Source organism: Bradyrhizobium sp. 160, from assembly GCF_023073735.1.
Lineage (GTDB): Bacteria > Pseudomonadota > Alphaproteobacteria > Rhizobiales > Xanthobacteraceae > Bradyrhizobium.
This window is the reverse complement of sequence record NZ_JADPKD010000075.1, coordinates 126,200-153,066: the sequence shown is the minus strand read 5'-3', so window position 1 is coordinate 153,066 and position 26,867 is coordinate 126,200. Positions and strand designations below refer to the sequence as shown.

The 26,867-nt window shown below is 64.5% G+C and carries 24 protein-coding genes, 1 tRNA gene and 2 pseudogenes; 6 read left to right on the top strand and 21 right to left on the bottom strand.

Annotation, left to right across the window (positions count from 1 at the left end):
* Nucleotides 1–151, top strand: a pseudogene (locus tag IVA98_RS37850) (IS481 family transposase); the annotation flags it as partial.
* 259 nt (nt 152–410) lie between these two features.
* On the opposite strand, the gene IVA98_RS31805 reads toward IVA98_RS37850, so the two are convergent.
* From IVA98_RS31805 to IVA98_RS31795, 3 genes are all read right to left on the bottom strand, one after another.
* A tRNA-Val gene (locus tag IVA98_RS31805) sits at nt 411–487 on the bottom strand.
* A 220-nt stretch (nt 488–707) separates the two neighbouring features.
* Nucleotides 708–1,064 (bottom strand): hypothetical protein, encoded by a 357-nt coding sequence (locus IVA98_RS31800; RefSeq protein WP_247300238.1) that lies wholly within the window; start codon nt 1,062–1,064, stop codon nt 708–710.
* A gap of 151 nt (nt 1,065–1,215) precedes the next feature.
* Nucleotides 1,216–1,845 carry a hypothetical protein gene (locus IVA98_RS31795; protein ID WP_247300236.1) on the bottom strand — a complete coding sequence of 210 codons (630 nt, stop codon included), beginning with the start codon at nt 1,843–1,845 and terminating at the stop codon, nt 1,216–1,218.
* Between the two features lie 787 nt (nt 1,846–2,632).
* Here IVA98_RS31795 and IVA98_RS31790 point away from each other — a divergent pair.
* Nucleotides 2,633–3,493: a class I SAM-dependent methyltransferase gene (locus IVA98_RS31790; protein WP_247356315.1), complete on the top strand. Its 861-nt coding sequence runs from the start codon at nt 2,633–2,635 to the stop codon at nt 3,491–3,493.
* A gap of 152 nt (nt 3,494–3,645) precedes the next feature.
* On the opposite strand, the gene IVA98_RS31785 is transcribed toward IVA98_RS31790, so the two are convergent.
* The 5 genes from IVA98_RS31785 to IVA98_RS31765 are packed head-to-tail and all read right to left on the bottom strand — an operon-like array spanning nt 3,646 to nt 10,509.
* Nucleotides 3,646–4,629, bottom strand: coding sequence for a cation diffusion facilitator family transporter (locus IVA98_RS31785; RefSeq protein ID WP_247294647.1), 984 nt, complete (start codon nt 4,627–4,629; stop codon nt 3,646–3,648).
* Between the two features lie 2 nt (nt 4,630–4,631).
* Complete coding sequence (locus tag IVA98_RS31780) at nt 4,632–7,850, bottom strand: efflux RND transporter permease subunit (protein WP_247294649.1); 3,219 nt, start codon at nt 7,848–7,850, stop codon at nt 4,632–4,634.
* The gene (gene ihpB / locus IVA98_RS31775) at nt 7,843–8,820 is read right to left on the bottom strand and encodes a divalent metal ion exporter adaptor subunit IhpB (RefSeq protein WP_247294651.1); all 978 of its coding nucleotides are present in this window, start codon (nt 8,818–8,820) and stop codon (nt 7,843–7,845) included. The genes IVA98_RS31780 and ihpB overlap by 8 nt, the downstream gene beginning before the upstream one ends.
* Entirely contained in the window at nt 8,817–10,091 is a 1,275-nt protein-coding gene (gene ihpA, locus IVA98_RS31770; protein WP_247356313.1) for a divalent metal ion exporter subunit IhpA, read from the bottom strand. Before ihpA ends, ihpB begins: the two co-directional genes overlap by 4 nt.
* Nucleotides 10,092–10,146: 55 nt before the next feature.
* Nucleotides 10,147–10,509 carry a hypothetical protein gene (locus tag IVA98_RS31765; RefSeq protein ID WP_524536440.1) on the bottom strand — a complete coding sequence of 121 codons (363 nt, stop codon included), beginning with the start codon at nt 10,507–10,509 and terminating at the stop codon, nt 10,147–10,149.
* 145 nt (nt 10,510–10,654) lie between these two features.
* Here IVA98_RS31765 and IVA98_RS31760 point away from each other — a divergent pair, with 145 nt between their 5' ends.
* Nucleotides 10,655–11,284 carry a cation efflux transmembrane domain-containing protein gene (locus tag IVA98_RS31760; RefSeq protein ID WP_247294834.1) on the top strand — a complete coding sequence of 210 codons (630 nt, stop codon included), beginning with the start codon at nt 10,655–10,657 and terminating at the stop codon, nt 11,282–11,284.
* Nucleotides 11,285–11,327: 43 nt separating this feature from the next.
* On the opposite strand, the gene IVA98_RS31755 is transcribed toward IVA98_RS31760, so the two are convergent.
* The 6 genes from IVA98_RS31755 to IVA98_RS31735 all read right to left on the bottom strand — a co-directional run bounded on the left by IVA98_RS31755 (nt 11,328) and on the right by IVA98_RS31735 (nt 17,703).
* Nucleotides 11,328–12,041 (bottom strand): c-type cytochrome, encoded by a 714-nt coding sequence (locus IVA98_RS31755; RefSeq protein WP_247294655.1) that lies wholly within the window; start codon nt 12,039–12,041, stop codon nt 11,328–11,330.
* A 2-nt stretch (nt 12,042–12,043) separates the two neighbouring features.
* On the bottom strand, nt 12,044–12,172 hold the full coding sequence (locus tag IVA98_RS37045) for a hypothetical protein (RefSeq protein ID WP_256466527.1): 129 nt from the start codon (nt 12,170–12,172) through the stop codon (nt 12,044–12,046).
* An 8-nt stretch (nt 12,173–12,180) separates the two neighbouring features.
* A complete protein-coding gene (locus tag IVA98_RS31750) occupies nt 12,181–15,366 on the bottom strand; it encodes an efflux RND transporter permease subunit (RefSeq protein WP_247356311.1) in 3,186 nt (1,061 codons plus the stop codon).
* On the bottom strand, nt 15,363–16,802 hold the full coding sequence (locus IVA98_RS31745) for an efflux RND transporter periplasmic adaptor subunit (RefSeq protein ID WP_247356309.1): 1,440 nt from the start codon (nt 16,800–16,802) through the stop codon (nt 15,363–15,365). Before IVA98_RS31745 ends, IVA98_RS31750 begins: the two co-directional genes overlap by 4 nt.
* The gene (locus tag IVA98_RS31740) at nt 16,799–17,197 is read right to left on the bottom strand and encodes a FixH family protein (protein WP_247356307.1); all 399 of its coding nucleotides are present in this window, start codon (nt 17,195–17,197) and stop codon (nt 16,799–16,801) included. The genes IVA98_RS31745 and IVA98_RS31740 overlap by 4 nt, the downstream gene beginning before the upstream one ends.
* Before the next feature lie 131 nt (nt 17,198–17,328).
* Complete coding sequence (locus IVA98_RS31735) at nt 17,329–17,703, bottom strand: hypothetical protein (RefSeq protein WP_247294665.1); 375 nt, start codon at nt 17,701–17,703, stop codon at nt 17,329–17,331.
* Between the two features lie 458 nt (nt 17,704–18,161).
* Between IVA98_RS31735 and IVA98_RS31730 the strand changes: the two genes are divergently transcribed.
* Nucleotides 18,162–18,311, top strand: a complete 150-nt coding sequence (locus tag IVA98_RS31730; protein ID WP_247294668.1) for a hypothetical protein — start codon at nt 18,162–18,164, stop codon at nt 18,309–18,311.
* Nucleotides 18,312–18,321: 10 nt separating this feature from the next.
* Nucleotides 18,322–19,215 (top strand): hypothetical protein, encoded by an 894-nt coding sequence (locus tag IVA98_RS31725; RefSeq protein WP_247294671.1) that lies wholly within the window; start codon nt 18,322–18,324, stop codon nt 19,213–19,215.
* Nucleotides 19,216–19,277: 62 nt separating this feature from the next.
* On the opposite strand, the gene pepT is transcribed toward IVA98_RS31725, so the two are convergent.
* The 5 genes from pepT to IVA98_RS31700 all read right to left on the bottom strand — a co-directional run bounded on the left by pepT (nt 19,278) and on the right by IVA98_RS31700 (nt 24,766).
* Nucleotides 19,278–20,528: a peptidase T gene (gene pepT, locus IVA98_RS31720; protein ID WP_247294674.1), complete on the bottom strand. Its 1,251-nt coding sequence runs from the start codon at nt 20,526–20,528 to the stop codon at nt 19,278–19,280.
* Nucleotides 20,529–20,888: 360 nt separating this feature from the next.
* On the bottom strand, nt 20,889–21,674 hold the full coding sequence (locus IVA98_RS31715; protein ID WP_247356305.1) for a hypothetical protein: 786 nt from the start codon (nt 21,672–21,674) through the stop codon (nt 20,889–20,891).
* 236 nt (nt 21,675–21,910) lie between these two features.
* Nucleotides 21,911–22,159 (bottom strand): hypothetical protein, encoded by a 249-nt coding sequence (locus tag IVA98_RS31710; protein ID WP_247356303.1) that lies wholly within the window; start codon nt 22,157–22,159, stop codon nt 21,911–21,913.
* Complete coding sequence (locus tag IVA98_RS31705; protein WP_247356301.1) at nt 22,140–24,173, bottom strand: AAA family ATPase; 2,034 nt, start codon at nt 24,171–24,173, stop codon at nt 22,140–22,142. The genes IVA98_RS31710 and IVA98_RS31705 overlap by 20 nt, the downstream gene beginning before the upstream one ends.
* Nucleotides 24,170–24,766, bottom strand: coding sequence for a hypothetical protein (locus IVA98_RS31700; protein ID WP_247356299.1), 597 nt, complete (start codon nt 24,764–24,766; stop codon nt 24,170–24,172). Before IVA98_RS31700 ends, IVA98_RS31705 begins: the two co-directional genes overlap by 4 nt.
* Nucleotides 24,767–24,945: 179 nt before the next feature.
* On the opposite strand from IVA98_RS31700, the gene IVA98_RS31695 reads away from it, so the two are divergent.
* Nucleotides 24,946–25,158: a hypothetical protein gene (locus IVA98_RS31695; protein WP_247356297.1), complete on the top strand. Its 213-nt coding sequence runs from the start codon at nt 24,946–24,948 to the stop codon at nt 25,156–25,158.
* A 601-nt stretch (nt 25,159–25,759) separates the two neighbouring features.
* On the opposite strand, the pseudogene rpmD reads toward IVA98_RS31695, so the two are convergent.
* Nucleotides 25,760–25,936, bottom strand: a pseudogene (gene rpmD / locus IVA98_RS31690) (50S ribosomal protein L30); the annotation flags it as partial.
* Between the two features lie 7 nt (nt 25,937–25,943).
* Nucleotides 25,944–26,840 carry a 3'-5' exonuclease gene (locus IVA98_RS31685; RefSeq protein WP_247356289.1) on the bottom strand — a complete coding sequence of 299 codons (897 nt, stop codon included), beginning with the start codon at nt 26,838–26,840 and terminating at the stop codon, nt 25,944–25,946.
* Nucleotides 26,841–26,867 lie beyond the last annotated feature (27 nt).

Below are 26,867 nucleotides of genomic sequence, written 5' to 3'. Positions count from 1 at the left end.
CAAGGAAGTCGACGACGGCATTTGGCTCGTCAGCTTCATGCACTACGATCTGGGATACTTCGACCTGGAGCAAAAGACCTTGCAACCTCTCGACAACCCATTCGGCCCGAAGCCCGTCACCGAGGTCTCCGGTACGACATCGTCGCTCTGACTGATAAGGCACTCTTGCTCATTCTTGGGCATGGCCAGCCACTTGCTTGGCCGCGCTGAGCGGTCAACCCCCGAAGCCCGCAGGGGCGCGCCCCCTTGGCGCGGGGTTGACGGCGAAAGTGCGTGCCGAGCAATAATGGTCCGGCGCCATGAAGGCGTGGACTGACCCTGCAACCCTCGACACCCGAACGGCACGAGGTTGTCACCCATGTCTCAGGTACGACCTGTTACCCATGTGTCCGGGCCGGACAAGCGAAGGCTGGTGGGCGGTCACGGATTCGAACCGCGGACCCTCTCGGTGTAAACGAGATGCTCTAACCAGCTGAGCTAACCGCCCAAGTGCGCCTCTTTAGCGCCCCCGCGGGTGCCGAAGCAAGGGCGCGCCGCCAACTGGCTCCAATTTGCCGCCTGCGGCAGGGTTCGATGCTGGACACGAGCAGCCCTGCAGCAGGCCCGCTGCAGGGCTGCCCTCTTTCGTCGCGCGGATCTCGTCGTCCGGCCGAGGAGGCGGCATCATGCTCGTGGCCGCCGTGCAGCGCCTCAACTCCCGTCTGATGTCAGGCTGTCTTGGTGAACATGGTCAGAACACCGTCGGCGATGTTGATCGCGACGACTTGGGACGAACTCAAGCCTTTGGCCTTGAGCACGGAGGCTGCCTCCGGTGTGTCGTCGATGGACTTCCGAAGCGACTGGATGTCCTGATCGCTGGTGTGCGCCACGAGTTCATCGACTTTCGCGCGCACCGCCGGCTGCAATTCCTTGATGTCCACAACCTGTATGCTCCGGATCACCGTGCTGGATTGAGTCGACGGCTGTTCCTTGCCGGGTTGCGACGATGTGCCCTGTGCCTGCACCAGAGCAGGTGTTCCGAGGGAGAGAGCTGCAACGATGACGGATGCCGTGAAGCTGCGCATGGTCGTGCCTTTTCAGTTTGAGGAACGGCCAACCTATCGAGGAAATCTGGTTGACATCTGATTCCAGTGTGGCCGTTCGTTGAAACCAATGCGGCCGCAATGCGCACAGATCCCGCGCCAGCGTTCCGTTCTCGAGCCCTGCGTTGTGCCGTTACGTCATCGGCCTTGCCGTTTCCTTGACCGCCTGGGCCGTCGTCGCCATACCGGCGGCATAGGCCGCTCCTGCGCCGAGGAGAAGCGAACAGAAGCTTGCAAACATCACGTACGAGAAGTGTTTGCGGGCCTCATCGAGCTGGGCCGGCGTGGCCGGCCGAGTCGTCGCACCGACCGTGTCCCGTCCGGTATTGTTCGACCAATAGGCGACCCGGGCGCTCGCTGTATATGAGGGGCCGACCAGGTTGCTGGCGATGCTGGTCGCGGACGCCGGCATCATCGCTGCCGCAGCCACCACGACGACGGTTGTGACCGCCCAGGCGGCAAGTGCGTGACCGACGCGGCCGAGCCCGGACTGATCCGGCGAGTTGGCTGCCGCAACGGCACCGCCAACAAAAGCGGCGATGATTCCCGACACCGCCCACCACACGAACGCCGCCCAGCCAGCGCCAGCGGGCGCCGTTGAGGCTGTGGGAATGTCGATCGCGAGCAGACCAATGCCCAGACCGAGCATCGTCAGCAAGATCTGGACGACCAACGATGCGAACATGCCAGCCAGCACGGCCGACCATGTCCAGCCAAAAAAGGGATTAGGGATTGCACGTGTCACCATGGTGAGATCCTCCATGAACTTCCACTTTCTGTTCCAACGCGCCCTCAAATCTTCCGTTCCTGAAGCAGGAACTCCCGAGGGCTTCGCGGCTTGGTCTACGTCAAAGCTGGAAAAGGCCGAACACCATGACACTTGGTCGAGGCGCCCTGTTGTGGCTGCTAGGAATTCCGCTCCCGGTCATCCTGCTGCTGGCGCTGTTCTGGCGCTAGCTTGGAGGAACGGCGACTGAGGCGCTGCGTCGATGAAGGCGCCGGCCCACGATTTGCTGTGGCTAGAAACGAGGGGCACCCGCGGCGGAGATGCGCCTCATGACTGAGCTCCTCCTCGACTCGTCGTAAATCCTCCTGATGTAGCCGGTGCTGATCGCCTTGCGCCGTCATCCGTCCGGGATCAGACCGTCTGCCGGACTGTATGTCATCTATCGATGTGCTGCCGCGCCCGCCTGCGCGAACGCCGGCGCGATCGGATTGGCAAGTCCTGGGGCGTGACATCGCCGCGGCGGGCAGCGACGGAGGATTTGACCGCCTCCGGCTGCCATTGGCGAAGCCAGGCGAGCGGGTGGGTCAGGCACCCATATGATCGAGATTGCCCGCAGGCAATCGATGTCGACTGATCGTTCCGACTGCAGGGGTTTTCTCCTGTTCGCTGAGTTCACACAGGGCCGCTTGGCCGCGTCGACTTTGCTTGGCAAAGCGGCATCGAGGCTTGTCCCGCGCGGAAATCGGCCTTGCGGCTGGGATCGGCATGTGGATAAGCGTCTCGGGCCGAGCGCGGACGTTCGGCACCGTCGCGGAGAGGGTTGATGGAACAGTCAAGCGGACACGAGCTCAACGCCGACCAGATCGCCTATTGGAACGGCCCGAGCGGGCAGCGTTGGGCCGATCGTCATGCGGTGCAGGAAAAACTGCTCGGGCCGATCGCGGACGTGCTGATCGACCGTGCCGAGCCAAAGCCGGGCGAGCGCGTGATCGACGTCGGCTGCGGCTCCGGTGCAACGACGGTCGCGCTCGCCAAGGCGGTGGCGCCTGATGGCTTTGCGCTCGGTCTCGACGTCTCCGAGCCGATGCTGTCGCAGGCGCGCGCGTTGGCGCCGAAGGGCCTGCCGCTCGATTTCGTGCTGGCGGATGCCACGGTGCATTCGTTCGAACGGGCGAGCTTCGATCTGCTCGCCTCGCGTTTCGGCGTGATGTTCTTCGCCGATCCCATTGTGTCCTTCACCAATTTGCGGGCAGCGCTGAAGCCGACAGGGCGGCTCGCTTTCGTTTGCTGGCGCGAGCCGAAGGAAAACCCCTGGATGATGGCGCCGCTGATGGCGGTCTACAAGCACGTGCCGAAAATGCCGCCGGTCGGACCGGAAGAGCCGGGCCCGTTCGCCTTCGCCTCCGAAGAGCGCGTGATGCGCATCCTGAAAGGTGCCGGCTTCGTGGACGTTGCATTGCAGCCGCACAATCTGGCGATGGATATCGCGATCGGCGGTGGCCTCGATGCCGCTGTCGACGGCGCGCTCCAGATCGGCCCCGCCAGCCGCGCGCTCCAAGGCCATCCGCCGGAGACGTACGAGGCCGCCAAGGCTTCGATCCGCGACATGCTCGCGCCGTTTCAGGAAGGGCAGTCGGTGACGTTGCAGGGCGCGATCTGGATCGTGACGGCGAAGGCGGCGTAAGCGCGCTACTTCCCGATCGTCATTGCACGCAGCGAAGCAATTCAGGCGGCCTCAGCAGAGACAGTCTGGATTGCTTCGTCGCATCAGCGCAAAATTGCTACGCGATTTTGTCGCGTGCTCCTCGCAACGACGGGTGGATGAGGCGTGAGATCCTACACCACATCGTCCGGCGCCAGGGCGCAGCCGTTGTCAAGATGCGTCTCGACCTGAAGCGTGGTGTGGCCGATGCGGAATGAGGTCTTGAGCAATTGCGCGGTCTCCATCAGGAATGCATCGCCTGTGCTGCCGGCGGGCATGACGAGGTGGCAGGTCAGCGCCGTCTCGGTGGTCGAGATCGGCCAGACGTGGAGATCGTGGATCGCGGAGACGCCCGGCCGCGCCAGCAGGAACGCCCTGATCGCGGCGAGGTCGGTGCTCTTGGGCGCTGCCGCCATGGACATGTCGATGGAGCCGCGCAACAGGCTGGTCGTGCTCCAGAGGATGATGGCGCAGATGACGAGGCTGGTTAAAGGATCGAGCCAGAGCCAGCCGGTCCACATGATCAGCGCCGCCGAGACGACGACGCCGAGCGAGACGGCGGCATCCGCCGCCATGTGCAGATAGGCGCCTTCGATGTTGATATCGTCTTTGCGTCCGCGTGCGAACAGCATGGCGGTAAAACCGTTGATGAGGATGCCGATACCTGCCACCACCATTACGGTCACGCCGGCGACCGGCTCCGGCTCGCGCAAACGCAAAATCGCCTCCCAGCCGATCGCATCGGTTGCGACCAGCAGGAACGCCGCATTCGCCAGCGCGGCCAGGATGGTGGAGGCGCGCAGGCCGTAGGTGAAGCGGCCGCTCGGCGCGCGTCGCGCTGCAATCGACGCACCCCAGGCCACGACCAGGCCGAGCACGTCGGAAAGGTTATGCCCGGCATCCGCGAGCAGGGCGGTGGAGTTGCCGATATAGCCATACACGGCTTCGGCCACGACCAGCGCGATGTTCAGCGAAATGCCGATCGCGAGCGCCTTGCCGAAGCTGGTCGGGGCATGCACATGCGCGTGGCCAAGACCATGAGCATGATCGTGATCATGATCGTGCGGATGGCCGCCATGACCATGATGGTGATGTCCGTGATAGTCGGGGCCGGCCATCTCTAGCGCTCCCCGGACGCTGCCAAATCAGGCGCCATTGTAGGCGCTTCGCGCACCTCGTCACGGCGGAACAGCACGTAGAGCGCCGGCAGCACCAGCAGCGTCAGCACCGTCGAGGAGATGATGCCGCCGATCACCACGGTCGCGAGCGGCCGCTGCACCTCGGCGCCGGCGCCGGTCGCGAGCGCCATGGGCACGAAACCGAGGGAGGCAACGAGGGCCGTCATCAGCACCGGGCGCAGCCGCGTCAGCGCGCCCGCGCGCACGGCATCGACGACGGATCGCCCCTCGCTGCGCAGCCGCTCGATGAAGGCGATGATGACGAGCCCGTTGAGCACGGCGACGCCGGACAGCGCGATGAAGCCGACACCGGCGCTGATCGACAGCGGGATGTCGCGCAGCAGCAGCGCAGCGACGCCGCCGGTCAGCGCCAGCGGCACGCCGGAGAACACCAGTGCCGCATCCGCAGCCGATCCCATCCCCATGAACAGCAGCAGGAACACGAGCAGCAGCGCTACCGGCACCACGATCGTCAGCCGCTTGGTCGCGGAGACCAGTTGCTCGAACTGCCCGCCCCAGCCGATGAAGTAGCCCGGCGGCAGCTTGACCTTCTCAGCCACCGCCGCTTCGGCCTCGGCGACGAAGGAGCCGAGGTCGCGCGCGCGGACATTGGCGGTGACGACGATGCGCCGCTTGCCATTTTCGCGGCTGATCTGGTTGGGGCCGGGCGTCGCATCGACGGTGGCGACCGATGACAGCGGCACATACCGCATCTGGGCGAGGGGAGAGGCGGCCAGCGCGGTTCGCACGGCCGTGCCGGAACTGGCCTCTTCACCGGGCGGCAGCGGGATCGGGATAGCCCTGATCGCCTCGAGATTGCCACGCAGATGCTCCGGCAGGCGCACCACGATGTCGAAACGGCGGTCGCCCTCGAACAGTTTGCCGGCCGACTTGCCGCCCACTGCGATCTCGACGATACCCTGCACCTCACTGATGCTGAGGCCATAGCGGGCGAGCGCCTGGCGGTCGAGCCGGACGGTGAGGATCGGCAGGCCCGCAACCTGTTCGATCTTGACGTCGCTGGCGCCGCGGATGCCGCGGATCGCTGCCTCGACTCGTTTTGCCGTGCCTTGCAGGATGTCGAGGTCATCGCCGAAGATCTTGACGCCGACGTCGCTGCGCACGCCGGAGATCAACTCGTTGACACGGAACTGGATCGGCTGGGAGATCTCATAGGCGCTGCCGGGAATCTCGTTGGCGGCATGGTCGATGGCTTCGATCACCTCCGACTTCGGCTTGTTCGGATCGGGCCATTCGGCGCGCGGCTTCAGCATGACGTAGCCGTCGGTCTGCGCCGGCGACATCGCGTCGGTGGCGATCTCGGCGGTGCCGATACGGGTGAAGAACTCCTTCACCTCCGGAATCTGCTTGATGCGTTTCTCCAACGCCTTCTGAAGCTCAAGTGACTGCGTGAGATTGGTCCCGGGAATCCGGATCGAGGCCAGGGCGACGTCGCCTTCGTCCAGACTCGGAATGAACTCGCCACCCATCCGCGCGGCAGCGATGCCGCTTGCGACCACGATGAGCGCGGTCATGATTGCGACGGCGAGCCGGTTGTCGATGGCAAACCGGAGCAGGGGAAGATAGGCGCGCTTCGCCGCCCGCATGAACAGGTTCTCGTGCTCGGATACCTTTCCGGTGACGAAGATGGCAACCGCCGCCGGCACGAAGGTGATGGAGAACAGCACGGCAGCGCCGAGCGCCATCAGCACGGTCAGCGCCATCGGCGTGAACATCTTGCCTTCGACGCCGGTCAGCGTCAGCACGGGGAGGTACACCACCGCGATGATGAGGGTTCCGAACAGGCTCGGCTTGATCACCTCGCTCGACCCGCGCAGGATCGCACGCAGCCGCTCCGAGGTCGTCAGCAGCCCGCCTTTCTCGCGCTGGGCCGCGGCCAGCATGCGCAAGCAGTTCTCGACGATGATCACCGCGCCGTCGACGATGATGCCGAAGTCGATCGCGCCGAGACTCATCAGGTTGGCGCTGACCTTGGTCTCGACCATGCCGGTAATGGTCATGGCCATGGACAGCGGAATGACGCAGGCGGTGACCAGCGCGGCGCGGATGTTTCCGAGGATCAGGAACAACACGGCCACCACCAGCGCCGCGCCTTCCAGCAGATTGTTCCGGACCGTGCGGATGGTGGCTTCGACCAGATCGGTGCGGTCGTAGACGGTCCGCGTCACGACGCCTTCGGGCAGCGACTTGGCGATGTCCTCGAGGCGGGCTGCGACGCGGCGCGCCACGGTCCGGCTGTTCTCCCCTATCAGCAACATCGCGGTGCCGAGCACGGTTTCCTCGCCGGCCCGCGTCGCCGCGCCTGTGCGCAGATCGCGGCCTTCCGTCACCGTCGCGACATCCCTGATCCTGACGGGATTGCCGCCGCGCGAGCCGATGACGATGTCCTGGATCTCGTTGATATTGCCGACCTGGCCCGGGGAGCGAACCAGGTATTGCTCGCCGTTGCGCTCGATATAGCCGGCGCCCACATTGGCGTTGTTGGCGGCGAGCGCCGTCATGACGTCGCGAAAGCCGAGCCGGTACGCCATTAGCTTGCCGGGGTCCGGCAGCACGTGGAACTGCCGCTCGAACCCGCCGATGGTGTTGACTTCGATCACGCCCGGCACGTTGCGAAGCTGCGGCCGGATGATCCAGTCCTGCACGGTGCGCAGATCAGTCAGCGAATAGTCGTGGCCGCCTTGCGTCTTGGCGCCCGCCTTGACCTCGACGGTATACATGAAGATTTCGCCGAGCCCGGTCGAGACCGGGCCCATCGCGACCTCGACGCCGGCCGGAAGCTGGTCCTTCACCTGCTGGATGCGTTCGCCGACGAGCTGGCGGGCGAAGTAGATGTCGGTGCCGTCCTTGAAGACGACCGTCACCTGGCTCAGGCCATAGCGCGACAGCGAGCGGGTGTAATCCAGCTTCGGCAGGCCGCCCATCGCGGTCTCGACCGGGAAGGTGATGCGCTGCTCGGTCTCCAGTGGCGAATAGCCGGTCGCGCGGGTGTTGATCTGGACCTGGACGTTGGTGATGTCAGGCACGGCGTCGATCGGCAGGTGCTGGAAATTCCAGACGCCGAAGGCGAGGGCGCCGAGCGCCAGGAGCAGAACCAGCCAGCGTTGATGAACTGAGGCGGCGATGAGACGCTCAGTCATGCTCGGCCTCACCCTTGCCCATCTCCGCCTTCACGACGAAGCTGTTCTCCGCGACGTAATGCTCGCCGGCCGTAAGGCCCGCCTTGATCTCGACATGGCGCGGATCGGCATCCCCAAGCTCCACCGGCCGCGCCTCGATCTTGTCGCCGTCCTCGCGGACGAACACGATGGTCCGGTTCTCCAGCGTCTGGATCGCGCTGCGGCGCACCGCGACCGCGACGTTGCGCGCGGCGAGGATCAGCCGCGCCGTGACGAACAGGCCGGGACGCAGGCGCCCGTCCGAATTTGGCAGCACGACGCGGGCCAGCGCGGTCTGGGTTTCGCTCGAGCCGATCGGCGCCATGTAGGAGATCGTGCCCTTGATCTCGCCGCGGCCATCGTCGGGATCGATCAGCACCTCGTCATTGAGGCGGACGCGCCGCAGGTCCTGCCGGTAGATCGACAGGTCGACCCAGATGGTGGAGAGATCGGCGAGGACGAAGGCCGGCTTTTGTTCGGAGGCGTATTCGCCGAGCGAGATCTGGCGCTCGATGATGGTGCCCGCGATCGGTGCTTTCAGCTCGTAGACGGTGAGGCTCTGGTTGCTCTCGATCGCGGCGAGCAGATCGTCCTTGGCGACCTTGTCGCCAATGCGCTTCAGGATCGATTTGGCGATCCCCGGAAAGCGCGGCGTCACCTGCACCACGGCTTCCTGATTGGCGCGCAGGATGCCGTTGAAGGCGAGCGTGTCGGTCAGGGTCGCGCTCGCGGCCTCCGCCAGCACCACGCCGGCGGCGGCGAGCTTGACGTCGGAGATGCGGATGCGCTCGGCGCCGTGCTCGTCCTGCTCGACATGGTCGTTCGGTTTCTCCGGCTTCTTCTCCGCGGCATGCTCGGCTGGCGAGAGCCTGGCCGGCGCGAGCATGGAATAAGCGTAGGCGCCGAGCGCGGCGGCAACGAGGGCGACGACAAGGGTGGAGGACGTCTTCATCGTGCGCTCTCCCGCGCCAGCGTGAAGGGATTGCCGACGAGGCCTTCGATGGTCGCAACGCCTGCATGGAAATTCTGCAGCGCCTCCTGCTCCCGCAGCCGCGCCTGGGCGACGCTCGCTTGGGCGTCCAGCACTTCAAGCAAGGTGAAGCGGCCCTGGCCGTAACCTTGCGAGATCGCCTCGGACGCTTCGAGGGCCTTGGGGATCGCCGTCTCGCGCAGGACCGCGAGCTCGCGCAGTGAGCCCTGGAGCGAGTCATAGGCGCGGCCGGCGATCACGATCAGCATGTTGCGGTTGGCCTCGCGCTCGGCTTTGGTCTTGGCGAGGCTTTCCTGGGCGGAGAGGATGTTGCCCTGGTTCTGGTCGAACACGGGAATCGGCACCGAGACGGTGAAGCGCACGGCATCGTCATTGGTTTCGTTGTAATGGCGCCAGCCGGCTGCGATCCGCACGTCGGGATAGGGCTTGAGCCGTGCCAGCAGCAGCTCGGCATTGCGCTGGGCATAGACGGCGGTCCAGCGCACCAGTTGCGGATTGGCATCGATGGCGGCGACCACCGACTGGAACGTCGGCGGCCGACCGGTGGTGTCGAGCCGGCCGGAGGCCTCGCCGAATTTCGCGGCGGGATCTCCCATCAGCACCGCCAGCTCGCGCCGGGCGCTGGCCAGCGTCGCCTTGAAGCGCTCGCGGTCGGCTTTCACCAGGGCGGAGGCGACTTCGGCGCGGCCGGTCTCGGCCGGCGAGGAGGCACCGGCCTCGACGCGGCGGTGCAGCAGCGGCGTCAGGCGATCGATCGCGGCGATCTGCTCGTCGAGGATCTGGATGCGCCGCTGCGCGCCGAGCACGCTGAGGAAGGCGATCGCGGTCTCGGACAGCAGCTCCAGCCTGACGGCCTTGCGCTGGATCGCGGCGACCTCGATGCCGGCTGCGCCGGCGGCAATCCGCGCTTCCCGTTTGCCGAACAGCTCGAAAGCCTGGCTGATTTGCAGCGTAGTCTCGGCCGACCGCGTCCCGCGATATTTGCCAGAGCCGAGTGAATCGTCCTGCTCATAGGACAGCTCCGGATTGAGCAGCGCGCCCGCCTGGATGCGCTGGCCCGTGGCAATGCCAACGTCGCGCTCAGCTGCCGTCAGGCGCGGGCTCGCCTCCAGCGCGCGCGACAGGGCGCTCCGCATCGTCAAAGTCTGGGCGTAAGCCGGTGCAAGCGCCAATCCGGCGATGAGACATGCCGCCGCGCACGCGAGGCGCGCGGCCATAGCCCTGCAAAACATGAAGCCGACCTGTGAAGGATGAACCTAATGGGCGCGGGGCGCCCGACCAATCCGTTCAGGCAATGTGTTTGGGAGGCGGCGAGTCGGTATCGGGAGTAATTCCGGCGAGCCGGGGTCCACGCTGCGGGCGCGATGCAGACACGAGCGCGACCGATGCGGCGGACAGCGCCGGCTGCGCCACCGTCACCGAGAAGCAGCCATGGCAATGGTGTCCGCCGATCACCTTGTGGTCGCCGTGGCCTGCGGAGCCATCGAGAATCGAAGCGATTTCCGAGCCGCCGGACGGGCTGGTCACATCGATGTCATGAGTGCCGTGAAGGGCGCCGGACAGCAGGTACATGACCGTGACAAACACAGCCACGAGCCCACGCCAATTGCGCGTGTGCCTGAGTCTGAGGGGCCGGCGGTTCAAGATCACGAATTTACTCATCTTGTCGATCAGGCTGGCCTACCACAGCGATGGGAACAGTGTCGACCCGCAACAATGTTACGTATGGGGAACTTGATCTCGCGGAGCGGGCCCCGTGATTGTCCGGCGCGTGCAACCGCTCTATACTGTGAGCATGGCTGATGCATGCTGCTCACCGCCGCCGCTCAATTTCGATCGCCATCGCGACAACAAGGCGTATCGTCGCGTGCTTTGGGCTGTGCTCGCCATCAATGCCGTCATGTTCCTGGCCGAGATCGGCGCGGGCCTTGCTGCGGGATCGGCGTCGCTCCAGGCTGACGCGCTCGATTTTCTTGGAGACGCCGCGAACTACGCCATCAGCCTTCTGGTGGTCGGCATGGCGCTGCGCTATCGTGCCGCCGCAGCGCTCGCAAAGGCGCTGACGATGGGTGCCTTTGGCCTGTGGGTCGTCGGCACGGTGGTCTGGCACGCAGCCCATGGCACGCTGCCGAACGCTTTCACCATGGGGATGGTTGGCGTCGCGGCGCTTGCCGCGAACGTCGCCTCCTTCGGGCTGCTGTGGGCCCATCGCAAGGGCGACTCCAATATGCGCTCCGCTTGGATATGCACCCGCAATGACGTGCTCGGAAATATCGCCGTGTTGTCGGCCGCCCTCGGCGTGTTCGGGACCGGTGCGGGCTGGCCCGATATCATCGTGGCCGCAATCATGGCCGGCCTCGCGCTTCAGGGAGCGGTTGTCGTGGTACGGCACTCCCGCATGGAGCTGAAGGTTGCTCCGGCCTAATAACAAAACCTTGGTGGCGGCCAGATGGCGACCAGCCACGAACTCAGCAGTGATCTTCTATCGCTTTGGAGATTTCGTTCGGCGCGGCGAAAATCACGTCCGCCCGGTCACCCATCATGCCGGCCGATACGATAGCAGGCGCGCCGCTCTGCGGCCCGTCTTCGCTGGAATCTGTTTTCAGCCGCAGATTGCGTTCCCAGAAGGGGCGCGTCTTGCCGTCGGCCGTTGTCACCCGATAGGTGTCCCGACAGTGGGTAATGCCGGTGACGCGCTGCGCGGGATTCAGCTTCTTCAGATTGGGGGCGCGGCCGCTACCCATCATCCCTCCCATCATGCCACTCCCATTCATGCGGTTTTCGGCCGTTCGCTCCGGCGCGGCCCCCGGCCTGGTGGACTCTTTAAGGAACGCCAACAGATCCGCGCGAACGCGTGAGTCCTTGATACCCTCGAACGGCATCTCGTTATCAGGCACCATGCGCGCAGGATCGGTTAACCAGGCGTCCAGCGAGCGGTCATCCCAAATGATCCCGGAGGCTTTGAGCGCGTCGGAGTAGCGCTCGAAACTCGGCAAGCTTGCGGCCTTCCTCCCCCAGAGATTTGCAAGACTTGGCCCCGTCATGTTGCGGTCGGGCTCGAGCGAGTGACATGCCGCACAGACGCGAAAATCGCGTTCGCCCCGAGCCACGCTGTCCTGCTGCGCGCCGGCCGGCGACGAGACAAGGACGGCCGCGAATGCCACGAAGAGAAGGCGATCCATGTTCAATCTCCCCGATTTGAGAAGAAGAGATACTTGATCAGCGCTGCCGCCCCGAGCGCGAGCACGACGATGACCAGAACCGCGATCAGCCCCATGCCGCCCATCATTCCCGACATCGTGTCCTGCATCATGGCTCACCTCATTCGGCTGGCTCCTGGATTCGCGACTTTGCAACGGTCGCCTTCGATTTTCCCGGAGGTTCTGGTTTGCCCGCAGAAGGCAAATGGAAGCCCTTCACGATGCCGAAGATCGCGGGGATCACGATCAACGTCAGCAGGGTCGAGGAGATCATGCCGCCGATCATGGGCACAGCTATGCGCTGCATGATCTCCGAGCCGGTGCCGGTGCTCCACATGATCGGCAGCAGGCCGGCCATGATCGCGACCACCGTCATCATCTTCGGGCGGACGCGCTCGACGGCGCCCTCCATGATGGCCTCGCGAAGGTCTATCCGGCTCAATGTCCAACCCTCGGCGGCGCGGCGCTCCTTGATCTCCGCAAGCGCTTGATTGAGGTAGATCAGCATCACCACGCCGGTCTCGGCGGCTACGCCGGCGAGCGCGATGAAGCCCACGGCCACGGCGACGGAGAGGTTGAACCCGAGCCACCACATCAGCCAGAGCCCGCCGACCAGCGCGAATGGCAGCGACAGCATCACGATCATTGTGTCCATGACCGACCGGAAATTGAGGTACAGCAACAGGAAGATGATGAGGAGCGTGGCCGGCACGACGATTTTCAGACGGGCCATGGCCCGCTCGAGATATTCGTACTGGCCGCTCCAAACCACGTAGTAGCCGGGCGGAAACTGGATGCTGGCCTGGACGACGCGCTGCGCCTCCGCGACGTAGCCGCCGAGATCGCGGTCGCGGATGTCGACGTAGATGTAAGTGGCGAGCTGTGCGTTCTCCGTCCGGATCGATGTCGGGCCGCGCGCGAGTTGGACGGTCGCGACTTCCGCGAGCGGGACGGCGCCGCCGGCCGGCATGGGAACGAGGATGTCGCTTGCGATCTTCTTCGGATTGTCCCGAAGGTCGCGGGGATAGCGCATATTGACCGTGAAGCGCTGCCGGCCCTCGACGGTGGTCGTGATCGCCTGACCGCCGAGTGCGGTCGCGATGGTGTCCTGGACGTCCTGGACCATGATCCCGTAACGCGCCAGCGCCGAGCGATCGGGCGCGATTTCCAGATAGTAGCCGCCGATGCTCCGCTCAGCGTAGGCGGACGAAGTCCCCGGCACCGCCCGCAGCACCTGCTCAATCTGGTTCGCGAGCTTGTCGATCTCGACGAGCTCGGTGCCGATGACCTTGACGCCGACGGGCGTCCGGATGCCGGTCGAGAGCATGTCGATGCGCGCCTTAACAGGCATGGTCCACGCGTTCGACACGCCTGGGAATTGCAGCGCCTTGTCCATTTCGGCGATCAGCCCGTCGATGGTGAGGCCTGGCCGCCACTGTCCCTTCGGCTTCAGGTTGACCACGGTCTCGAACATCTCGGTCGGCGCCGGGTCGGTCGACGTGGACGCGCGCCCCGCCTTGCCGTAGACGGACGCCACTTCCGGAAACGACTTGATGATGCGATCCTGCGTCTGCATCAGTTCGGCCGCCTTGGTGACCGAGATGCCGGGCAGCGTCGTCGGCATGTAGAGCAGCGTGCCCTCGTTGAGATTCGGCATGAATTCGGTTCCGAGCTGGCGCGCCGGCCAAATCGTCACCGTGAGCACGGCGAGCGCGAGCAGAATAACCAATGTCTTTGCGCGCAGCACGCCCTTGATGACCGGTCGGTAGATCCAGATCAGGAAGCGGTTGATCGGATTCCTGTGCTCCGGAACGATCCGCCCGCGGACGAAGATCACCATCAGCGCCGGGACCAATGTCACCGAGAGCAGCGCCGCCGCGGCCATCGCAAAGGTCTTGGTGAAGGCGAGCGGGCTGAACAGCCGTCCCTCTTGCGATTCCAGCGTGAAGATCGGCATGAACGACACGGTGATGATGAGCAGGCTGAAGAACAGCGCCGGCCCGACCTCGGAGGCGGAATCGATCAGGATCGCGATCCGCGAGCGGCCGGGCTCGGCGCGCTCCAGGTGCTTGTGGGCGTTCTCGATCATGACGATGGCGGCATCGACCATGGCACCGATTGCGATCGCAATGCCGCCGAGACTCATGATGTTGGAGCCAATTCCGAGCAGCTTCATGGCACCAAAGGCCATCAGAACGCCCACGGGAAGCATCAGGATCGCGACGAGCGCGCTGCGGACGTGCAGCAGGAACACGATGCAAACCAGCGCGACGACGGCGCTTTCTTCGACCAGCGTGTGCTTGAGCGTGTCGATGGCGGCATAGATCAGGTTCGACCGGTCATAGACCGGCACGATCTCGACTGATTTGGGCAGGCTGGTTGCGATCTCCCTGAAGCGCTTCTTGACGTTCTCGATGACGTCGAGCGCGTTCATGCCGAAGCGCTGGAGGACGATGCCACTGGCGACTTCCCCCTCGCCGTTGAGTTCGGTGATGCCGCGCCGCTCGTCCGGTCCCAGTTCGACCCTGGAGACGTCCCGTAGCAGCACCGGCGTGCCCTTGTCGGTCTTGAGGACGATGTTGCCGAGATCGTCGATACTCTTCAGGTAACCCTTTCCGCGGATGACGTACTCGAACTCCGACAGCTCGACGGTACGCCCGCCGACGTCGGTATTGCTGGCACGGATCGCGTCCCGGATCTTCTGCATCGTGATGCCGAGATCGCGCATCCGCTGCGCGTCGAGGACGACGTTGTACTGCTTGACGAAGCCGCCGACGCTCGCAACCTCCGCGACGCCCTCGGCCTTGGCGAGCGCGAATTTGAGATTCCAGTCCTGGATGGTGCGCGTGTCCGCGAGGTTCAGTTCCTTGGACATCACGGCGTACTGGTAGACCCAGCCGACGCCGGTTGCGTCCGGACCGATGGTCGGCGTCACTCCTGCCGGCAGCCGTGAGGTGGCGGCGTTGAGGAATTCGAGGACCCGCGAGCGGGCCCAGTAGATGTCGGTGCCGTCCTCGAAGATCACGTAGACGAAGGAAACACCGAAGAAGGAGAAGCCGCGTACGACCTTGGATTTCGGCACCGTGAGCATGGCGGTGGCCAATGGATAAGTGACCTGGTCCTCGATCACCTGCGGCGCCTGCCCCGAATACTCGGTATAGACGATGACCTGCGTGTCGGAGAGGTCTGGAATGGCGTCCAGCGGCAGATGGACGAGCGCGTAGAGTCCGGCGGCAGCCGCGAAGCCGGTGCCGAACAGCACCAGCAGCAGGTTGCGCGCCGACCAGGCGATCACGCGGGCGATCATGGGCGCGCTCCCATCGTGCCTGCCGCTGGGGCGGGTTGCGCACCCTCGGGCGCGGCAAACCCCTTCAGCGCGGCCTTCAGGTTGCTCTCGGCGTCGATCAGGAAATTGGCCGAGGTGACGACGGCCTCGCCCTCCGACACGCCCTGGGTAACTTCGACGAGTCCGCCGCCGCGACGGCCGAGCTTCACTTCACGCGGCTCGAAGCGGCCCTCCCCCTTGTCGACCAGGACGGCCTGGCGGCTTCCGCTGTCGAGCACGGCGCTCTCCGCCACCGCCAGCACCGGTCCCGGCGTGCCGGCCTCGATCTCGGCATCGACATACATCTCGGGCCGCAGCACTTCGTCGGGATTGGGCACCTCGATCCGGATTCGCGCGGTGCGCGTCGCGGCGTTGAGATGGGGATAGATCAGCGCCACCGTCCCGGCGAAGCTCTGGCCGGCGAGCGCCCGCGGCCGGATGGTCACCTTCGTGCCGACGGCGACCTGCGGCAGATCGCGCTCCGCCACATCGATGAGCACCCAGAGCAGGCGGTGGTCGGCGATCCTGAACAGCACGTCCCCGGGCCCCGCGCGCATGCCGGGCACGACGTTGCGCTCGAGGATCTCGCCGTCCTGCGGCGCGAGCCACGGAATCGAGAGTGAGATTTCCCGGGTGCGTTCGAGCTCCTTGACGGCGGGCTCCGGCGTGGCGAGATTCTCCAGCCGCCGCCGCGCACCCTTCAGCTCCTTGCCGGTGGCGCCGGCGTTGATCGCGGAGAGATATTCCGCGGCGGCGCTCGACAGCGCCGGGCTGTACACGTTCAGCAGCGGTTGCCCCTTGTGAACGTGATCGCCGGTCGTGACGTTGGCGACGCTCTCGACGAAACCCTCGAAGCGCAGCGCGACCACCGAAACGCGTCGCTCGTCCTCCTGGACGGTCCCTGGCGCGCGGATCAGGGTCGTGACGGGCCGCCTCACGACCGGCTCGGACTTGGCGCCCGTGCGCTGAATCTTGCCGGGCGACAGCTTCACCGAACCGTCGTCGCTGTCCTCGCCTTCGTAGACGGGAATGTAATCCATCCCCATCGAGTCCTTCTTCGGCACTGGCGAGGTGTCCGGCAGGCCCATCGGGTTGCGGTAGTATTTGATCTTGCGATCGCCCTTGGCGTCAGCAGTTACAACCCTGGGCGATTCGTCGGGCTCGTCGAAGCTGATGTCCTCGTTCGCCCGCACGGCACGATAGCCGCGGCCGTCGGCCGTCTTCTTCGGGGTGAGCGAGTAGAACGGCCTGCCGTCCGGATCCCGGAAATAGATCGGTGCGCCCGTGTCCGCCGCATGCGCGGCGAAAGTCAGCGAGCTTGACTCCGAATGAGGCTGCATGGCGCGGCCGCCAATCAGCGCGACAGCGGCCGCCGCGAAAATCGCAGCGGCACGGCCAGTAACGGCGAGCCGGGTCATTTCTCGGCCGTGACGATGAGCTTGTTTTCGACCGTGCCGGTCTCGCCCTGCACCTTGGCGCCCAGCGAGAGCTGCCAACGTCCGGCCATGCTGAAATTGGCCTTGAAGCGATAGGTCCCGGGTTCGGTGCCCGGCAGCGGCGTGAGCTTAGTGACCATCTCCTGCATGCCGTCAGGCGCCATGTCGAGCCGAGTGGCGAAGATCACCGCATCGGGTATCGCCTTGCCGCTGGTCTTGTCGACCAGCCGCACGGTTACGATGCGATCGGCCCCGGTCTTGATGGTCGGTTGAACCAGTTGGAATTCGTAGTTCTTGATCTCGGCGTGAGCGCTCCCCGTGAGCACAGCACCGATCAGCGCGGCCAGAGCGGTGCGCGCGAGCTTGGGCGTCGTCATGATTTATAGTTCCTCGATGGGTCTGATGGAGCCGCCGGAGCTGCACGCGGCGAGCCGGGATGCAGCCAAGCGGCAGGCAATCGCGCGCGCCGATGTCGGCGCGCACGATCATCAGGCGCGTCAGCGCCCAATCAGGCCCGGGTTCGAGGAGGATGGTCGGGTGGCTTGGCGGCGAGCCCGTCGCGCAGGCGGTCATTGCGCGGCGCGAGCGCGCTCCTCTGTGGCTGCCGCTCGATCAAAGTGCTCGCTCCGAACGGAGCGGAGAGCGACAGGCTCAGCATGCACAATGCGACGAACGGACAGGAATCGCAGGCCTTGCTCTTGGTCTGATCCGGGCAGCAGGGCATGTCTTCGGACATGCCTTGCGTGTCGTCTGACATTGCGGGCATGCTGCCAACAGCACCGGATACCGGCATGGCGGATGCAGGCGTCGCCAGCGGCGCGAGCACGAGCCCGGCCGCGACCAGCAGCATCACCACAGCGTTGGCGAACGGTTTCACGAACATGCCCCATTGTCGCACGGCGGAGCGGAACCTGCAAACCGGCCGGGCATCACGACTTGGCCATTCGTTTGCGTACCTTGTGCAAAAGGAGCTCCCGCAATCAGGCATTAACCAGCGCGGAGCGCTCCGTTGCCGCGACGAGATCGTTCGGTGGCCAGCAGATCGCAAAGAAAGTCGCGGCTCGACCGTGATGGTGGAAACGGGAATGGCCTTTTTCCGGAATGCATTTGCCTGATGCAGTCACGCTGTTCTGCGGTCCACGCGGCGCTCCCGATCCGGAAGGTTCCGGCCGACACATTTCATCATCCGCCCTCGGCGTGGTTAACATATGACAGCAAGACTTGGGAGGCGGCCCTAAGCGCAAAGGCCCCAGCCCGGGACTGACCGGCTGGGGCCTCATGTGCTCACAATCTTCATCCTTGGGACTCGGGCAGACAATCCGCATCTCGCCGATGCGTTCCATGGCAGATGCCAAATTTGGAACGTTCCTCATTCCTTGTGATTACCGAGCAGAGGTATCTGAGGAGGAAGGGACCATGGACGGACTGATTTATCTCATCGGCTTGATCGTCGTGATCATGGCGATCCTGTCGTTCTTCGGCCTGCGCTGAGAGAACGGCAATGGCTATTGAAACTCTCGTACGGGAAGACGTCATGGAGGGCGGCGTGGCTACAGCCGACGAACGCCGGACCATCCAATGGAGCTCGGTACTTGCAGGCTCTCTCGCCGCCAGCGCAATGTCGTTCATCCTGATCGGCTTTGGCGTCGCGGTCGGCCTGGGTGTCAGCTCGGCCTCGCCGACGTGGCGGGATGCCTCAGCGGCGCTTGCGTTGCTGTCCGGCCTGTATCTAATCATCCAGGCGATCGTCAGTTTTGGGTTCGGCGGTTACATCGCCGGCCGGACCGCGCGACCGGCGCCGGCACTTGCAACGATCGAGGATGATCGCGAGCGGCGGGACGGGCTGCATGGCCTGACGTCGTGGGCTCTCGCGGTGCTTCTCGGCGCCGCGCTGCTCGCGCTGCTCGGTGCAGCTGCGATCGACCGTTCGCCGACGCGCAGCTCGGCCAGCAACACTTCGGCCGCCGAACCGCTGTTGAGCTATGAGCTTGACAAGCTGTTCCGCGCGCCGCGGCGCCCGCCCAACACCGATCTGCGGGAACCCCGCGCCGAAGCAGGACGCATCCTGATGACGTCATCGAGCCACAGCGGTGTCAGCACCGATGATCGAAACTATCTCGTGCAGCAGGTGGCCGCGCTGACGGGTCTCGCAGCGCCGGACGCCGAACGACGGGTCGATGCTTCGATCGCGGATGCCAGGACAGCCATCAACCGCGCGCGGCGCAACTCGATTATCGTTGCGTTCTCGGTTGCGGCCGCGACCCTGATCGGGGCCGCAGTGGCCTGGGCCGCAGCGGTCGCCGGCGGGCGACATCGTGACGGAGAACCGCTGCCGAAGTGGATGGCGAGTGCCAACCGGTTCCATCGCAACCCGCGCGCGATGCCGGTGCCCTGATCCCAAAGCAAATGGCCGGGGATAAAGCCCGGCCATTTCCGCATGCACAACGATAAGAGGCGCTAGGCCCGTTCTTCCCAGATCATCGCGAGATGCACGATGGTCTGCACCGCCTTCTCCATATCCTGCCGGCTGACCCATTCGAGCCGCGAATGAAACGCGTGCTCGCCGGCGAAGATGTTGGGGCAGGGCAGGCCCATGAAGGACAGGCGCGAGCCGTCGGTGCCGCCGCGGATCGCGGTGCGCATCGGGCGCAAACCGGCGCGGCGGATCGCTTCGATGGCGTATTCGAGGACGTGGGGGTGACGGTCGATCACCTGCTTCATGTTGCGATACTGCTCGCGCACCTCGAATTTGTAGGTCGAGCGCGGATAGTCCTTCATCACGTCCTTGACGATGTTCTCGAGCAGGACCTCCTTCTCCTTCAGCCCATCCTCGTTGAAGTCGCGGACGATGAAGGAGAGCGTCGCCTGTTCCAGCGCGCCCTCGATGCCGACCGGGTGCAGAAAGCCCTGCTTGCCTGAGGTCGTCTCCGGCGAGCAGCCTTCCTTGGGCAGGCGCTCGACGATGGCGGCGGCGATCTTGATCGCGTGCTCCATCTTGCCCTTGGCATAGCCGGGATGGGCGCTGACGCCGTTGATAGTGATGGTGGCCCCATCGGCCGAGAAAGTCTCGTCCTCGACGCAGCCGGCGCTCTCGCCGTCCATGGTGTAGCCGAAATCGGCGCCGAGCTTCTTCAAATCGACATTGTCGACGCCGCGGCCGATCTCTTCATCTGGCGTGAACAGGATCTTGATGGTGCCGTGCTTCACATCCGGATTATTGATGAAAAAATGCGCGGCATCCATGATCTCGGCGACGCCGGCCTTGTTGTCGGCGCCTAACAACGTGGTGCCGTCGGTCGTGATGATGTCGTTGCCGATCTGGTTCTTCAGCGCAGGGTGCTCGGCGAAGCGGATCACTTGGCTGGTGTCGCCGGGCAGCACGATGTCGCCGCCGCGATAGTTCTTCACCACCTGCGGCTTGACGTCCTTGCCGGTGACGTCGGGCGAGGTGTCCATGTGCGAGCAGAAACAGATCACCGGCACCTTCTTAGGTGTGTTGGCCGGGATCGTTGCATAGACATAGCCGAACTCGTCGAGATGCGCGTCCGCAACGCCCATGGCTTTGAGCTCGGCGGCGAGCACGCGGCCGAGATCCTTCTGCTTCTCGGTCGAAGGCGAGGCCGCCGATTCCGGATCGGACTGGGTGTCGATGGTGACGTAGCGCAGGAAGCGCTCGGTCACGGTATGCGAAAAGGTGAGGGGGGACATTTCTGCTCAAACCGCCGGGTCAGGGGGAAGCTGGCGGTATACCAGAAAAGCGGGCTGCGTTGCGGACAGAACGATGTCGGGTCGGGCGTCACGAAGCGTAATTGCTAGACGTCAAGAATCCCGGTATGTATGTAACCGGGCGCTATGTAGCTGTGACTCAACACGGAATCGGGGTGCTGGTGAGGAAACGTAACCGGCCCGCTCATACATTATACTCCTGCCCCTCGTCGGACCGCAGCGCAGCCGCCGCGGCCGACCCGTTTTATGGGATTGATGTTCCAAGGAATCTGCGGGAAGCGCTGCCGTCAAGTTTAACGCAACGTCAGTCCACAGTTTGGAGAATGCCGGCCGGAACCGAGCTTACTCGTCCTCTTGGCCGCGATCGATGTCGGTGAGCTTCTCGTCGAGCTGCGTGATCGTCATCCCCGCCGCAAAGGCGTTTCGCTGCCAGCGGATGAACTGCTGTTTGAGGCTCTTGTTTTCGTATTCGAGCAAAGCGATGCGGTTGTCGCGAGATTTGATCTGCTCCTCGAAATATTCCTCCATGCCGGAGGAACGGCGTGACTTGCGCGGCTTCCCCGCTTGGGATTTCCGTTCGTCTTCTTTGCTCTGGCGCGCGTTGCGGTAGCGGACTTTCGTGGCGTCGAAGGCCTCCCGGAGGGCCTTGTGCTTCCAAAGCGTCTGCCGGTTGATCTTCAGGTCCGGATAAGGTTTGCGGAATTTTTTCCGAACGAGCTCGCATACCAATTCCCATGAAAACGCTTCCGCGTCCCAGGCGAGGATTTCCTTCTTGATCCATGCTCTGATCGCGGGCGTCAACGTGAAGCGATCAGAGGGTGGGACGGCGCGATCCTGCTCAGGTAACGTCGGGGGGAGCGTGGTGCGGGCACCAACGGTGACCCGTTCCGCGACAGACGACGGGCCCTTGGCCGCATTGGCGTTGATGGGAACGGAGCGCTTCGCCATGACATGCGGCCCGCCATCGAGCCACGCGCCCCCGTTCGCCGGAGTGATCGCTCCGACGTCGGGAGTGCATTGATACCGCGGAACAGGAGAGATTTTGAGCGCCGGCCGCTTGTCATCTCGATACCTCGAGATAGAGTCGGTCTGTTGGTTGGGCTCGGCCCCGTGGGTTTCGCGACCCATGGTGTTTCCGGTTCCACTCTGGAAAGGGCGTCCGCCACTAACGGACGTCCTTTCTGCTTTTGGGCGGGGCTGCCAACTCCTTTCCACTGGTTCCCTTTCCTTCCAATCCTACGCAACCCGCGCCGCTGAGTCGATGGGTTTGACAAGGAAAATCATCGCAAGGCATTGAAACAACAAGGTTATTTCAAGGATTCGAAATTCGATGGCGTGCATTTCCGAATCCTTGCTCGGAAGACTCACCCGCAATCGCGCTCAGCGGCCGCGATCGCGCGGCACGCGCTCTCGACGACGGACCAGATGTCGCCGCGGCCGCGTATCTCGACCACGCAGGAGGTGACGGCCAGGCCTCCGTCGTCCTCGATGGCGCACACATCGACCTCGCAAATCGAGTACGGAGCCGAGACGCTTTCGATGCGCATGGCCACCAACCGACGCCGGCGCGTCTCGTCGCCGTCCGGAACTTCATCAATGGTAACGGCCAGCATGGGGCCTCCGTTCTCCGAGGAAGAGGATGCGATCGGCGGCCGTGCCGCTCGCGGCGAAGATCCTGCGCGCCTCGTCGCCGTCGACGTGGCGCTGCTCCATCAGCAGCTCGGCGAGTTCGAGAAGGGCGTGTCGGTTGGCGCGCATGATGTCGAGCGCGCGGCTCTCGAGGCGCCGTAGGTCGCGCTCGACGGCGCGGCGAATGCCGCGGTCCGCCCGGACCGCCTGCAGTGCGTTCTCCCAGCTTGCGAGGTAGGCGATGCTGTCGCCGAGGCCGGCACTCGCGTGGAGGCCGGCGATCAAGCGCGTGGCGGTTGCGACGTCGCCTTGCTCGCCTCCGGATCCCACGCCCTCCGCGGACAGGAAGATACGTTCGGCGGCGCGGCCGCAGAGGTCCACGGTCACGTGATCCTCGATGGTCACGCGCGTGAACTCGTCGGGAGGATCGATGTCCGTGCGCCCGAGCGAGATGCCGCGTTCGGCCGCGGAGAGGGACAGCAGCGTCCCGTACCCCAAGGCCAGGCTACCGATTGCGTGACCGCTCTCATGGATGCAGATGCGGAACAGCTTCTCGAGCGTCGTCGGACTCGCGGGCAGGATGGCGGCGACGAGATCGTCGACGTGCAGAGCCCGATTGGCCTGGCGCGCGCTGCGCCGCGCGGTCTGAACGTGCCCCGCGATCTCGGCCGAGGTGAGCCGTTCCGCGATGCGGGCGGCGGCTTCGATGTCCGCTTCACCGAGCGACCCGCGCAAATGGTGGCGCAGGACGTTGGCGGCGCCGGCACGGTCCTGTCGGCCGAGCTCGACGATGCGCTCGAAGCGCCCCGGGCGGCGCAGCGCGGCGTCGACGCCGGCGAGGTAGTTTGTCGCGGCCGCCAGGATGATCGCGCCGCCTCCCGGTCCGCTGGTGGTCCGACGGGGGCCGGCGAGAGCCGTATCCACCGCGAGCATGAACTCAGTGATTACAGGCCGCCAATAGTCGGCCCCTCTGCTACCTAAAGTTGCACGATTGGGCAAAGCGTCAACCTCGTCCCAGAGGACGCAGACCGGGCGGGGAGGACCGCCCGAACCGTCGTTGATCGCGCTCATCGCGGCAGCCCTCGAATAGACCTCGCGGATTCCTCGGATCACCTCATCCAGGAACGCGCTCTTCGTGAAAAGTTCGGAGATCGACATCGGCAGCATCGGCACCGAGCACGCATCCATTACCAGCTTGATTCCGTAGGTCTTCCCGCAGCCGGGCTCGCTATGGCACAGGATAGCGCGCCCGACGTCAGCCCATGGAAGCCCCGAGGCGCGGTATGCTTCCAGATCCCGTTTGAGCTCGAGACCATACGTCCGCAGAGGTCCGAGTTCGTGCGCGGAGTCGAGATCGGGCAGACGTTCGGCCACCGTGGCGAAGGGGCCTCGGTTGCGCGCCCTGGTCAGCCGCTGGACGATCGCGTCGGCGTCCGAGCCAGGACGGAAGGCGGTGGCGATCTCGTCGAAATCCAGCCCCGCGCACAGATCGTCGTCGGCCACCTTTGAGCAGTCGCCGGTGAAGAGTTTTATCGCGCGTGAGAGCGCCTTGCCGTTCACGCCGCTGAGGGAGATGTAATGGTCCGCAGCGGTGATCAGTGCAGCCGGCAGGATATCAATGGACGGTGCGATGCCCACCGTGCAGCAGCCCCTGCCAAGCGCCGACGCGACCTCGTCGTTGCCGAGCGAGGATTTGTGACGGGAGCGGTCGGTCCCGTCCCTCGCGATGCAGACCCACGACGAGCGGCTCAGCGACGCGCAGAACTTCTGTGCGGGTTTCACCCATGCCGCGCTCGGCACGGTGACGATGATCGCGAGATTTACCGAGTTCTCGATGAGGGCGCGCTGCGCGTCATCGAGCGTGGTCTCGAACACGGCGCGAAACAGGGCAAGGGGTGCCGACGGACGGCGGAAGGAAGACATCGCCGCGCGCTCCTCGGAGGCTTCCTCCGGAGCGGGCGGGTTGTCGTCGGGCTCCGTTTGGTTGGAACGGATCATCGGCGCCTCGCGATGACCAGGGTATCGGGCCCGAGCGTGTGCTCATCCAGATCGATGCAGAGCCGGTCCGCGCATGCCAGCGCGAAGATGGCCGCGCCGCCATCGGGCTCGGCTCCAACGGTCTTGAGCAACCGTCCCAGTTTCGTGGGGCCGACGTCTTCGAGGTGACCGAGGACCCGGCAGCGTAAGTCGAAGGAGACGGGGTGGTTGCGGCAGCGCCAGACGGCGCGCGCATTCGCGAAGCGCGGCTGCTCCATGATGCGTGCCGACGTCAGCACAAGCGACCGCAGACCGAGATCTTCGAGCCCGATGAGGAAAAGGCCTTCCTGCTCGATCGTCCGCAACGGGCGCGCGGCGACGACGTCGAGGTGGAAGCGGCCGTCGGCACGGTCGAGGACGATAGCGTCCAACGCCACGGCTTGGTCGCAGACTGTCGTCGTTCCGACGTAGTCGATTGCCGTTACGTCGGTGGCGAGCGTAGCCTGAATGAGCGCGTCCTTGACGAGGCCGCCGACGGAGGGAATGGATCGAACGCACTTGGCGGATGCGAAGGCATGGGACCCGGCGAGAGAGGCGAACGCAAAACGGGACATGTGACGCTCGATACTTGTTCTTGTTTTGTTCCAATACGCTCGACACTAATGGCAGGTCTCATCACGAATGGCAACATAGTTATTATAGATATATATCTATGTTGATATGTTGTGGTGAATCCGGACGGGAGCGCTATTGGTAGTCGACTTTGTAGCGAGGCGACGGCGGAAAGCAGTAGATGACCGAAGACAAAGCGAAGAAAAAGACCGGACGGCCGCTCCCGCCGAATGCCGAGAACCGGAAGCAATTCCTGGCTGTCATGGACGCCGACGTGATCCGAGACATCAAGGTAGCTGCGGCCGCGCAGCAGACCACCGCGTCGCTGCTTCTCGAGAAGATCGCAAGGGAATACCTCGATCGAGGCGGCCGTGTGAACGGGCGGAAGCGCTGATCTAGGCGGGCAGCCCGAATATCTCGAGCGCGGTGGCACGATGTTTGGCGTCCGGAGCCGTGAGGTGTTGGCAGGTCCCGGCGGACGCGTCGATCCAGAGGAAGAGGTCGATCGTGCGCGCAGCGTCGCAAACCTGGCCCTGCATTTTTTTGCCCAGCATGAAGAGCGGCGGGCGGCCTGGAACGGGTAGGCCCGCGATTGTCGCGATCAGATCGCGCCGCTCGATCTCGGGCGTGTGGCTCACGAACACGATGACGTTCGGTTTGTCGTGCTCTGGATTTCCCGCGTCCAGTTGCTTCGCTGCGCCGATGACGCGTTGCCCCAGCTTCCGATAGAAGGGGACGTTCCTGCGGACAGCCATTTCGCCTTCGGGCGGATCCCCAAGGGCTTCGAAGTCGAACAAGGATTTGACCTCGCAGTAACCGACGAATTCGCCATCCTTCGTCAGCTTGAAGTCGGGTGTCTTGCCGGCGTTGAGGGCGGCATTGTCGTAGGGCTCAAGCACGATGCCTGCGCCGTCGCAGATCAGATCGTGCAGCAGCTGGACGTCCGCGGCCTCGTCTGGAACGGGCACACCTGCGGAAACTCTCGGCGCTGCCGGATCGTGGGTGATCTTCACGAGGTGCCGGACCTTGTGGATCATGCCCCGGGTCGCCGGCGTGTCGGCTGGCCACGCTACCCGTCCGATTTTATTTAGCTTGAGCCCGATCAGCGTCTCGCGTTGATCTCGGCGGCGGCGGATCGGACTGCCGATCTGTTCGATCTCGATGTATCGCATCCTGTCCTCAAACCCTTGCCGAGAACCGCGTGAAAGCGGTCAGCGTCTGCGTTCGCGGCTCGACGTCGCGCAGGTAGATCTCCGTTTTCAGAAACGCGATTTCGTCGTCGAGGGCGGCTTCGCAGACGTCGACGAACCAACTCCTGGGTCTTCCGTCGCTGCCGTCGCTCCATCGATAGCCGCGGGTTTTGAGGCGATTTTTGAGCTCGAACGGCGATTGCTCCGCCCACACGCGAACCGTTCTCTTCCGCGCGTTCTCCAGCAGCAGGGCGAGCGCTGGGCGGCCGATGGTAGGCAGCTCGAACGCTAGGATTTCGAGCAAGGCGTTGCAATCGTCGACGGCGCGATGGGCTTGGTGGAAATAGCCGGCACCGTGCAGCAGATAGCCCAGTTTGGCGCCCTCGAAGCCGTACTTGCGCCACTCGATTTCGGTCGCGCTGCAGGCCCATGCCTTCTGCGCGAACACTGGCCAGTATCGCTCGGCAAACCCGCGGTCGAATTGGCTGTGATGCGCGATAATTAAGACCGCGTCATCGACGAATTTCTCCACCGCTACGGCGTCGATGCGGTGACCGGCGACTAACTCATCGCTGATGCCGGTCAAGTCGGTGATGTCGGCGGGGATTGGATCGATCGGTTCGTTGAAGGCCGAGAATGTGTCCCGCACGCCGACGATGTTGCCGTTGGGAGTATAGTCAAATTTCACCATCCCCAATTCGATGATCTCGTTCCGCTGCGCGTCGAGGCCGGTCGTTTCGGTGTCCAGGATGACCGCCGTTTTAGTCTCCTGGTCCGAAGACGGCGTGAACGGAAGGCGCGCCACCAGGCGCCGCAGTACGCGGTAGTCCGGCGACTGGCTCAAGGCCTCGGCCATCGCGGCCAGGCTGCTGGTGTCCTGAAACATCGAATCCCTGGGGAACCGTAGAAACCT

Excerpts from the sequence above, each read along its gene's own strand:
- IVA98_RS31730 (WP_247294668.1), top strand. The coding sequence starts at position 18,162 with ATGGCAGATGCCAAATTTGGAACGTTCCTCATTCCTTGTGATTACCGA.
- IVA98_RS31725 (WP_247294671.1), top strand. The coding sequence starts at position 18,322 with ATGGCTATTGAAACTCTCGTACGGGAAGACGTCATGGAGGGCGGCGTG.
- ihpB (WP_247294651.1), bottom strand. The coding sequence starts at position 8,820 with ATGAAGACGTCCTCCACCCTTGTCGTCGCCCTCGTTGCCGCCGCGCTC.
- IVA98_RS37045 (WP_256466527.1), bottom strand. The coding sequence starts at position 12,172 with ATGATGCAGGACACGATGTCGGGAATGATGGGCGGCATGGGGCTGATC.
- pepT (WP_247294674.1), bottom strand. The coding sequence starts at position 20,528 with ATGTCCCCCCTCACCTTTTCGCATACCGTGACCGAGCGCTTCCTGCGC.
- IVA98_RS31715 (WP_247356305.1), bottom strand. The coding sequence starts at position 21,674 with ATGGGTCGCGAAACCCACGGGGCCGAGCCCAACCAACAGACCGACTCT.
- ihpA (WP_247356313.1), bottom strand. The coding sequence starts at position 10,091 with ATGTTTTGCAGGGCTATGGCCGCGCGCCTCGCGTGCGCGGCGGCATGT.
- IVA98_RS31755 (WP_247294655.1), bottom strand. The coding sequence starts at position 12,041 with ATGGATCGCCTTCTCTTCGTGGCATTCGCGGCCGTCCTTGTCTCGTCG.
- IVA98_RS31790 (WP_247356315.1), top strand. The coding sequence starts at position 2,633 with ATGGAACAGTCAAGCGGACACGAGCTCAACGCCGACCAGATCGCCTAT.
- IVA98_RS31800 (WP_247300238.1), bottom strand. The coding sequence starts at position 1,064 with ATGCGCAGCTTCACGGCATCCGTCATCGTTGCAGCTCTCTCCCTCGGA.
- IVA98_RS31700 (WP_247356299.1), bottom strand. The coding sequence starts at position 24,766 with ATGTCCCGTTTTGCGTTCGCCTCTCTCGCCGGGTCCCATGCCTTCGCA.
- IVA98_RS31795 (WP_247300236.1), bottom strand. The coding sequence starts at position 1,845 with ATGGAGGATCTCACCATGGTGACACGTGCAATCCCTAATCCCTTTTTT.
- IVA98_RS31710 (WP_247356303.1), bottom strand. The coding sequence starts at position 22,159 with ATGCTGGCCGTTACCATTGATGAAGTTCCGGACGGCGACGAGACGCGC.
- IVA98_RS31735 (WP_247294665.1), bottom strand. The coding sequence starts at position 17,703 with ATGTTCGTGAAACCGTTCGCCAACGCTGTGGTGATGCTGCTGGTCGCG.
- IVA98_RS31780 (WP_247294649.1), bottom strand. The coding sequence starts at position 7,850 with ATGACTGAGCGTCTCATCGCCGCCTCAGTTCATCAACGCTGGCTGGTT.
- IVA98_RS31685 (WP_247356289.1), bottom strand. The coding sequence starts at position 26,840 with ATGTTTCAGGACACCAGCAGCCTGGCCGCGATGGCCGAGGCCTTGAGC.
- IVA98_RS31705 (WP_247356301.1), bottom strand. The coding sequence starts at position 24,173 with ATGATCCGTTCCAACCAAACGGAGCCCGACGACAACCCGCCCGCTCCG.
- IVA98_RS31740 (WP_247356307.1), bottom strand. The coding sequence starts at position 17,197 with ATGACGACGCCCAAGCTCGCGCGCACCGCTCTGGCCGCGCTGATCGGT.
- IVA98_RS31745 (WP_247356309.1), bottom strand. The coding sequence starts at position 16,802 with ATGACCCGGCTCGCCGTTACTGGCCGTGCCGCTGCGATTTTCGCGGCG.
- IVA98_RS31760 (WP_247294834.1), top strand. The coding sequence starts at position 10,655 with ATGGCTGATGCATGCTGCTCACCGCCGCCGCTCAATTTCGATCGCCAT.
- IVA98_RS31750 (WP_247356311.1), bottom strand. The coding sequence starts at position 15,366 with ATGATCGCCCGCGTGATCGCCTGGTCGGCGCGCAACCTGCTGCTGGTG.
- IVA98_RS31785 (WP_247294647.1), bottom strand. The coding sequence starts at position 4,629 with ATGGCCGGCCCCGACTATCACGGACATCACCATCATGGTCATGGCGGC.
- IVA98_RS31695 (WP_247356297.1), top strand. The coding sequence starts at position 24,946 with ATGACCGAAGACAAAGCGAAGAAAAAGACCGGACGGCCGCTCCCGCCG.